Source organism: Bartonella sp. AD328YNZD (genome assembly GCF_042196425.1).
Genome location: NZ_JBHIQG010000478.1, coordinates 1 through 1477, shown reverse-complemented (window position 1 = coordinate 1477; position 1477 = coordinate 1). Strand labels below are relative to the sequence as shown.

Annotated in this window: 1 protein-coding gene; it reads right to left on the bottom strand. The window is 30.9% G+C overall.

All coding sequences use genetic code 11. The features are described 5' to 3' along the window. On the bottom strand, positions 1–310 hold a 310-nt coding region (locus ACFIO3_RS12990; RefSeq protein WP_375704597.1), incomplete at its 3' end, for a hypothetical protein. Between the last annotated feature and the right edge of the window lie 1167 nt (positions 311–1477).

The window sequence follows — 1477 nt, the reverse complement described above, 5'->3', positions numbered from 1 at the left end:
TATCTTGCTTAACAAGATTATTGCCCGCAACTTCACGTTCCAAACCATATAATGCAGAGCCAACATCTCTGTACACTCTACCGTTAATTATATAAGTTGGTGCAATATCTTTAAGTATATTTGTACCAGCACCAAAATACTGCGATACATTACCCCACGCATCACAAGCAGAAACAGGAGAAGCATTGGATAAAAAGACAGCTACTGAAACCAATGAAAGCGTTTTAATAAAAGGTAATCGATAAGATGAGCAAAAATCTTTAATATCACTCTCTTCTAGCATTTTAGGTATGTTATATATTTTTTTCATAATAAATTCTCCAAATAAGAAAAACATTAAAAAGACATATTCTTGTGTTAGGGAAACTTCAGAAGATATTTTTTCTTGTTTTGTAAAAAGATTAGGGTTGTCATAATGGGAAAAAGAACTATCTAAAACACCATGAGACTATCATTGGTGTTGGTCGATAGTATAGTTAATAAGGGCGTGGTTTTTACGCTTTTAGGGAGGTTGTATCTTTTGCTGTAAAACCCTTGGGGGTGGGAGTAAATAAAATACGTGTAGAGAGGACATGTTTGTATGCTCTTATGAGTTTTTTGTGTGCTTAAGAAGCAATAAAGATGTTATTGCGAAAGTGGGATTAAGTTGTTTGCTGAATGAGCTAAGGTATTTTTTGTAGAGTTATTATACTTTTGTCATAAAAATAGGTGAGATAACTTTGAACCTTAAAGGTGTATCTCTTAAGTCTTTTTATGGTAAAGTAATAATGGTTATGTTTTTTTTTCATAACTAAACGCATTTCCTTTTGCGTAATTTTTTGCTCGGTTTTTTACGGATTATCTTTGCTCAAGCACTCTCTATAGGCTATTAAGAAAAATAGCAAGAAAAAAATGAATTTAATTTAATAATTCTTTCTGATTTATTAAAAATTCTAAAATTTATAGCATTGTTCCTTGCTCTTTAGTCCTTTATAGGAGCATTGATGTGTTATTGTACTTTAGATGTTATGATCAAAGTGAATCTTACTTAATCATTGCTATTGCTGCATACAGAGAAAATTGAAATAGTAAGAAATGGGATTTTTTATTTCTTTAAGCATCCCTCAAATGGATATTTCTATTAATAAAACTATAAAATGTATGCTTTCAGACTATTGTACGATTACGTACTCTATTAATTTACATAGAGATATCACTCTGCATTTGTAAATCTTTAGTTAAGACACTTCACTTTAACTAAAATTAGTTTCACTAAAATGATGACTATAGAATACATTGCTATAAGACTTTATAAGTATACTACCTTGTGATTTTCTGTATAAAATATTAATGCTCTATAATATAAAAATTTCGCCCTTGTTTCATTAAACAAGGGCGAATGCATTTTTTATTGTTAATTCAGCGTTAAGTTTATTCCAGCGCTTACCCCCCAGTGACCTCCTGAGCTCGTGACAGATAGGTTAGAGCGGATATTTCC